Annotated in this window: 7 protein-coding genes; 4 read left to right on the top strand and 3 right to left on the bottom strand. The window is 37.6% G+C overall.

Annotated elements, in window-relative coordinates; all coding sequences use genetic code 11:
- Positions 1-144: 144 nt before the first annotated feature.
- Together ACTBZY_RS03935 and ACTBZY_RS03930 are read right to left on the bottom strand one after the other, a co-directional pair.
- Positions 145-576, bottom strand: a complete 432-nt coding sequence (locus tag ACTBZY_RS03935; protein WP_463045032.1) for an NfeD family protein — start codon at positions 574-576, stop codon at positions 145-147.
- A 4-nt stretch (positions 577-580) separates the two neighbouring features.
- A complete protein-coding gene (locus ACTBZY_RS03930; protein ID WP_463045031.1) occupies positions 581-1,495 on the bottom strand; it encodes an SPFH domain-containing protein in 915 nt (304 codons plus the stop codon).
- Positions 1,496-1,801: 306 nt separating this feature from the next.
- On the opposite strand from ACTBZY_RS03930, the gene ACTBZY_RS03925 reads away from it, so the two are divergent.
- The 3 genes from ACTBZY_RS03925 (at position 1,802) to ACTBZY_RS03915 (ending at position 4,653) form a co-directional block, all read left to right on the top strand.
- Positions 1,802-3,535, top strand: coding sequence for a pseudouridine synthase (locus ACTBZY_RS03925; RefSeq protein WP_463045030.1), 1,734 nt, complete (start codon positions 1,802-1,804; stop codon positions 3,533-3,535).
- 69 nt (positions 3,536-3,604) lie between these two features.
- On the top strand, positions 3,605-4,117 hold the full coding sequence (locus tag ACTBZY_RS03920) for a hypothetical protein (protein WP_463045029.1): 513 nt from the start codon (positions 3,605-3,607) through the stop codon (positions 4,115-4,117).
- Positions 4,118-4,248: 131 nt separating this feature from the next.
- Entirely contained in the window at positions 4,249-4,653 is a 405-nt protein-coding gene (locus tag ACTBZY_RS03915) for a hypothetical protein (protein ID WP_463045028.1), read from the top strand.
- Between the two features lie 55 nt (positions 4,654-4,708).
- Here ACTBZY_RS03915 and ACTBZY_RS03910 read toward each other — a convergent pair whose 3' ends face one another.
- A complete protein-coding gene (locus ACTBZY_RS03910; RefSeq protein ID WP_463045027.1) occupies positions 4,709-5,494 on the bottom strand; it encodes a T9SS type A sorting domain-containing protein in 786 nt (261 codons plus the stop codon).
- A 796-nt stretch (positions 5,495-6,290) separates the two neighbouring features.
- On the opposite strand from ACTBZY_RS03910, the gene ACTBZY_RS03905 reads away from it, so the two are divergent.
- Positions 6,291-6,773, top strand: a 483-nt coding sequence (locus ACTBZY_RS03905; protein WP_463045026.1) for a succinate--CoA ligase subunit alpha, incomplete at its 3' end; no start/stop codon positions are given.

The following is a 6,773-nucleotide window of genomic DNA, read 5'->3' as shown; positions in this document are numbered from 1 at the left end:
ATACTTAAAAACGGAATTAATAAAAAAAGTACAATTATTCTTTTAAACATTTTCATGGATTATTTTACAAAAAAAAACGTCTTATTAGACACTAAAAAATCCGTGAAGCCTTCTCTATCTTAGAGACCCCACGGATATTATTTTTTATTCTACTTCTACCAAAAGCCTAATGCCATCTACTTTTTTAATCCAGACGGTACTTCCTTTTGGTATGCCAGAACCGTCTATAGCCTCGGCTATCCAGTCTGAACCTCTATAAAAGACCTTTCCTTCACCTTTGGCCGGAATATCTTCTGAAACGTGAGCCCTTTCATTCACGAGCTCCGTATAATCCTCTCCTTTCTGGTTAAAGGATTCTAAAATCTGCTTTCTAAAACCTAGAAGGGTAGCGACAGACAATATCAAGAACGCAATTATTTGTGTAATCCAATCTGACGTAATGTCCAGATAAGTAAACAATGCGGTAATAAGTGCCCCTACTCCGAAAAAAATTGCAAAAAAACTGATTGAAAAGATTTCAACGATGAGTAATACTACTCCCAGAATTACCCAAATTTCAACATTTGATAATTCCATATTCTTATTTTTTAGGTGATGTTTCTTTTATAACGGTCATGGCAGAGGCTATCATTGAACCCATATCAGCCATATTCCCCGGCAAAATCAGGGTATTCCCTTCTTTAGCCAAGTTCCCAAACTGTTCAATGTACTGCTCTGCAACTTGAAGCTGAACGGCCTGCATTCCTCCTTTTTCACTGATAGCGGCAGCTACTAACCTTACAGATTCGGCAGTTGCTTGTGCCACAGACATTATCGCGGCTGCTTCTCCTTCCGCCTTATTAATTTGTCTCAACTTCTCCCCTTCAGACTCTAATACCACTCTTGCTTTCTGACCTTCCGCTGTATTAATAGCGAACTGCTGTTTACCCTCAGATTCTAAGATAACGGCACGTTTTTCACGCTCTGCTTGCATTTGTTTTTCCATAGCCATGAGTACCGTTTGAGGTGGAGAAATGTTTTTAATTTCATATCTCAATACTTTTACGCCCCAACTAATAGCAGCTTCGTCAATGGCTTGAACTACGGCATGATTTATGGCCATTCTCTCCACAAAAGTCTTATCTAAATCGATTTTACCGATCTCTGAACGCATGGTCGTTTGAGCCAATTGCGTTACGGCAAAAACATAATCATTTACTCCATAAGAGGCTTTATGAGCATCTATGACTTGAAGGAAAATAACCCCATCCACTCTTACTTGTACGTTATCTCGTGTAATACATACCTGCTCGTGAATATCATAGGCTTGCTCTTTTAAACCATGCTTGTAAGCAACACGATCTACCAAAGGAATGATAAAATTAATACCAGGCTGAAGCGTACCGTAATACTTCCCAAGTCTCTCTGCAATGTAGGCTCGTTGCTGCGGAACCACTTTCACTCCCATCATAACAATGATAATGACCAAAAACACAATAGCGGCTAAAGTAATCATGAGTAATTTTAAATTTAAGTTGTTTTATACTTGGTCTTATTTGACCGAAATAACGTTAGCAAATTACCGCTAGAGCCCATCATTAGCAAGGCAATTGGTATAAATAAAACCCAGAACTTAAGAAAGGCAAAAAAATGAGGTCAAACGGAAAATCTTCAATTATTAAGGATTTAATTGTCTTTATCTAAGTAAGATCATGTCAAAACCTTGTTAATATGAGCTACCTAAAATCTAATGCTAAAATAAAGGTATCTTTGTTTTAGTTTTCAGTATATCAAATAATTACAGCAGAGATGCTGCAACAAAATGGCTAATTTTAGAAAGTTCGGTAATACCGACAAAGACAATTCAGAAAAGAGATCTTCAGAAAGATCTAATTCATCATCAAGACCCTTTAAATCTAGCGGAGATTCTTCCAGAAGCGAAGAAAGACCGAAATTCAACAGAGAACAAGGCAGAGGAAGAGACGATAAACCTCGTTATGGAAGTAACGACAGAGGTGGCTCATCAAGGCCATCGTATAACAGAGAAGACAAACCGAAATTCGGTGGAGACAAACCACGTTTCAATTCTGACCGTCCATCAAGACCGTCATTTAACAGGGACGAAAAACCAAGATACAACTCAGACAGACCTTCTAATAGGGACGAGAAACCAAGATACGGTTCTGATAGACCTTCTAATAGAGACGAGAAACCAAGATACGGTTCTGACCGCTCTGATAGAACATCGAGACCACCTTTCAACAGAGACGAAAATTCTCGTCAGGGCTCAGATAGATCAAATAACAGCAGGGACAGTCGTTCTTTTAACAGAGACGACAAACCAAGATATGGTGCTTCAGACAGACCGGCAAGACCACCTTTTAACAGAGATGAGAAACCGAGATACGACGCTGACAGACCTTCAAGACCTCCATTCAACAGAGACGATAAGTCTGGTGATAGATCACGTCCGTTCAACAGAGAAGAGAGAAACAGCAATTCTGAAAGGCCGTCTTTTAATAGAGACGAAAGACCTCGTTATGGAAACGATAACTCAGATAGACGTTCTTCTGGCAGGGATGAAAGACCTTCAAGAGGCGATGATAATAGAAGACCAGATGAAAGAAGTTTCAGAAACGCTCCAGCTGGAAGAGGAAAAACTGAAAAATCTGGTTTTTCTAAGGAGGAAAGGCCAAGAAAAAACAGACCTGAAATAAAGCAATTTAAACCTGATTTAGACAGACAGGTAGGTCCAGAAAGAGCTCCTAGGTATGACCCAGCTGCTTTGAGAGCAAAAGCTCCAGAAAGGTTCAGGTCTAAAATAGAAGATAACATTCCTGACGAAAACGAAGACATTAGACTTAATAAGTACATCTCCAATTCTGGTCTTTGTAGTAGAAGAGAAGCAGACGAGCTTATAGAGTCTGGAATGATTAAGGTGAACGGAAAAGTAGTGACAGAAATGGGCTACAAGGTAAAAGATAGCGATACTATAAAATATGGCAAGGATGTCTTGAACCGTGAAAGAATGATGTATATCCTTCTTAATAAACCGAAAGACTTCATAACTACAATGGACGATCCTAAGGAGCGTAAAACAGTGATGGATCTGGTAGGAGGAGCGTGTAAAGAAAGAGTTTATCCAGTAGGTCGACTAGATAGAAACACCACTGGTTTGTTACTGTTGACCAATGACGGAGAGTTGACCGAAAAACTAACGCACCCGACCAACGACGTTAAGAAAATTTATCAAGCAGAGCTAGACAAGCCTATCACCACGGAACATTTTGAAGCCATAAAGGAAGGTATTGAACTGGAAGATGGTTTTGTAAAACCTGACGAATTGGCTCTGGTAACGCCAGATGCATTTGTAGTAGGTATAGAAATACACTCCGGCAAAAACAGAATTGTGAGAAGGATTTTTGAAAACTTCGGTTATGAAGTCACGAAATTAGACCGTACCACTTTTGCTGGATTAACTAAAAAGGATTTGCCAAGGGGAAAATGGAGATTCCTAAATGAAAAAGAGCTTATTAGATTGAAATATATGCTTTAAGTGATATTGTAAATCTGTTTAGAATATTGTATTTTTAGTCGCAATTAACCTTAAAAACCAAAAAAAGTAATGTTAGATAATCTGAACGATAAAGCTGAGAATTTGGCCGACAAGGCTAAGGAAACTACCGAAAACACCGTTTCTCAAACAGCGGACACTGTGGGCTCTGAAACAAAAGATGCTGTAAATGAAACCAAAGGTGCTTTTGATGAAGCAACGTCTAAAGCAAAAGATACAGCTTCAAAATTAGCAGACGAAGCTTCTGAGAAATTTGATGACATGAAAGAAGACGCAGGTGAAGCTTTCAATGACGCTAAAGCAAAGGCAAAAGAGCTCGCTTCTGAAGCTGAAGAAGCGGTTAATAAAGCGAAGGCGAAGGTTAAGGATATGATGAGCGACGAAAATGTAAAAGCAATGAAAGCTGAAGCTTCTGAGAAATTTGAAGATATGAAAGAAGACGTGGAAGAAGCTGCAGCGAAAGCCAAAGCTAAAGCCTCTGAACTTGCAGATGAAGCCGAAGAAGCCGTAGAAGAAATCACTAAAAAAGCTAAAGGATTTTGGAGTAAGCTTTTTGGTAAATAATTAGAAATAAACTTCTAAGGAAAAGGGTCATTGTTAATTCAGTGACCCTTTTCTTTTTTTTGGATACAACCAAATTTGTTCTTACTGCATTCTATGATCAAATCTGTTAATCCTCAAAACTGGCAATGACCATGAAAAAAATATTTTACCTCCTTATTTTTACCAGTCTATTTTCCTGTGAAAAATTAAATCTCGATGCAAAAAACGAATTGAGCGGAAGCTTTAAAGTCATCATTGACCCTTTAAAATGTGCTTTACCTACTACTAATGAGGTGAATTTGAAACATAAAACGGGGAATGCCTATGAACTGAGTTATAAAGACAACAGAGCTGGAAATCAGGTTCTGAAAAATGTAATCGTTTCAAAAAAAGGTGATGAAAAAATCCTCAGCTTAAACGAAAAACAAATCGGAATTTATAAAATGGATGTTTACATGGACTTGGGAAAGAAATCTATAGTTCAAACCGAAGGTTACGTTTTATACTTGACGGCCGACATAAATGGTTTGAATCTGGAATTTATGGGCAAAAAATAAACTCGCCCACTATATGGATTATAAGCTGAGCGAGTTTTTGCAAAAAAGCACTATCTTAATCTAAAACTACTTTTCTGCTAACGCCATCATCACCTTGGCTCACTATCACAAAATGCGTCCCTTTTACGCCCTTTTTAAGGCTGATTTGACCTACAAACTCCCCTTTGAAGGCTTTGGACTCTTTCTGAGCAACTATCTTCCCTTTAGTGTCTAAAACTGTAATACTGATATCTCCTTCTTCAGGAGCAAAAAACTTAACGTTTATCACATCTGAGTCTGGCTTATTAGGAAAAACATCCAAAGAACGTATAGGACTGTTGCCTATTTCTGCCAATACGTTATCTGACCAAGCATAAAACCTAGGCATATTCTGCTCAATTCTATGAGGAATTTCTTCACCTAGCATTTTCATGTTATTTCCAAAACGCTCCATTTCCCATTCAAAATCTTCCTTCCAATCATCCCCACCCTTTCTTTCTTTCTTGAAAATCTTTACTTGTTTATCGTTATTACCATCAAAATGTTGCCATACACCGTCTTCGTTCTCACGTAACTCCAATTCTTCATCTTGCTCCCCAAAGAAGACATCTCTATCGTCTTCTATCATCACTTTCATCCTCTTTTTACTATTCACATCACCAATGAGAGAATCTTGTACATTTTCTATCACCGCATCCCGCTCTGCATCTGACATTCCTGCCGTGTTAATCTTTCTTATTTTCACCTCTTTTTTCCCATCCACAATCTTTTCAACCCGAATGGTTACCGTAGAAGACTCACTTTGAGCGTAAACCATAGAACTCATAAAAGCCAAACAGGCCAGTATTGCTAACTTTTTCATATCGTTAAGTTTTAGTTTTTCTTATTTGTATTAATGTGCTTGAGCATCATTACATCACAAATCTATGGTATTCATTCCTTAATTTTTGTTAAAGAAACTTAACGTTTCCTCCTTAACGCACCACTTTCTAAAAACCAGAAAATCCCATATTTTCAGAACTTTTGGCTAGGAAATTCTCTTCTATTAGTGAGGCAATAATTTTCCTTTTCATCGTTTATCACCTATGACACGTAAACTAACTTTTCTTCTTTGTTTCCTATTTGTGGTGCAATTTTCATTTGCCACCTCACCACCTGTAGGTACTGTTAGCTCAAAAAATACCATAGAAATGGTAGGAACAAAAAAGGGAAAGAAGAAAAAGAATGGTCGCTACAAAAAAAAGAAGAGGGGTTTATTCAAAAGGTTGTTCAAAAAAAATGACTGCGATTGCCCAAAGCATTAAAGCAAATAGCCTTTGTTTTAATTTTTTTAAAGCTGTTTAATTTAAAGTAAAACAGGCTTCTTTTGATGAATTGACATCGATGTTTATCCCTTTCATTTAGAAGACAGAAGGAAAGCAATCACCATAATTTTGGCAGCGGAAAACGCCATTTGTAACTTATGCTTATTAATTAGCACTTTACAAAGTTATAATATCGGGCAATTCATAACTAATTCACTTTATTATGAAGTTTCCGCAAATACCATCTAAATCTTTTTTGTATTTTTCTAATTTCCAAAGTACTTTTGACACCCGTTAAGAGTTGCCAGTTAATGAGCAATCTTTCATTCAAAACTTAAGCATAAAAACGATTCAATGAGCGTACTTGTCAATAAGGATTCAAAAGTTATAGTACAAGGTTTTACAGGGACTGAAGGAACCTTCCATGCTTCTCAAATGATAGAATACGGCACCAATGTAGTAGGTGGTGTAACACCTGGAAAAGGTGGTCAAACACATTTGGACAGGCCAGTTTTTAATACTGTAGAAGAAGCCGTTGAAAAGGCTGGAGCTAACGTATCAATTATTTTTGTACCTCCAGGGTTTGCTGCGGATGCTATTATGGAAGCTGCCGATGCAGGAATTAAGGTCATCGTATGTATCACAGAAGGTATACCTACTAAAGATATGATTACAGCCAAATCTTACATTCAAGGAATGGACTGTACATTGATTGGACCTAACTGCCCTGGTGTTATTACTCCCGGAGAAGCTAAGGTTGGTATCATGCCTGGCTTTGTATTCAAAAAAGGTAAAATAGGTATTGTATCTAAATCTGGTACACTTACTTATGAAGCA

It is taken from the genome of Arcticibacterium sp., from assembly GCF_055134445.1.
Note: the sequence above shows the minus strand (reverse complement) of the source record. Positions and strands in the feature narration are given on the sequence as shown.

Coding starts and splice junctions, on each gene's coding strand:
- ACTBZY_RS03930 (WP_463045031.1), bottom strand. CDS start 1,495: ATGATTACTTTAGCCGCTATTGTGTTTTTGGTCATTATCATTGTTATG.
- ACTBZY_RS03925 (WP_463045030.1), top strand. CDS start 1,802: ATGGCTAATTTTAGAAAGTTCGGTAATACCGACAAAGACAATTCAGAA.
- ACTBZY_RS03915 (WP_463045028.1), top strand. CDS start 4,249: ATGAAAAAAATATTTTACCTCCTTATTTTTACCAGTCTATTTTCCTGT.
- ACTBZY_RS03935 (WP_463045032.1), bottom strand. CDS start 576: ATGGAATTATCAAATGTTGAAATTTGGGTAATTCTGGGAGTAGTATTA.
- ACTBZY_RS03910 (WP_463045027.1), bottom strand. CDS start 5,494: ATGAAAAAGTTAGCAATACTGGCCTGTTTGGCTTTTATGAGTTCTATG.
- ACTBZY_RS03920 (WP_463045029.1), top strand. CDS start 3,605: ATGTTAGATAATCTGAACGATAAAGCTGAGAATTTGGCCGACAAGGCT.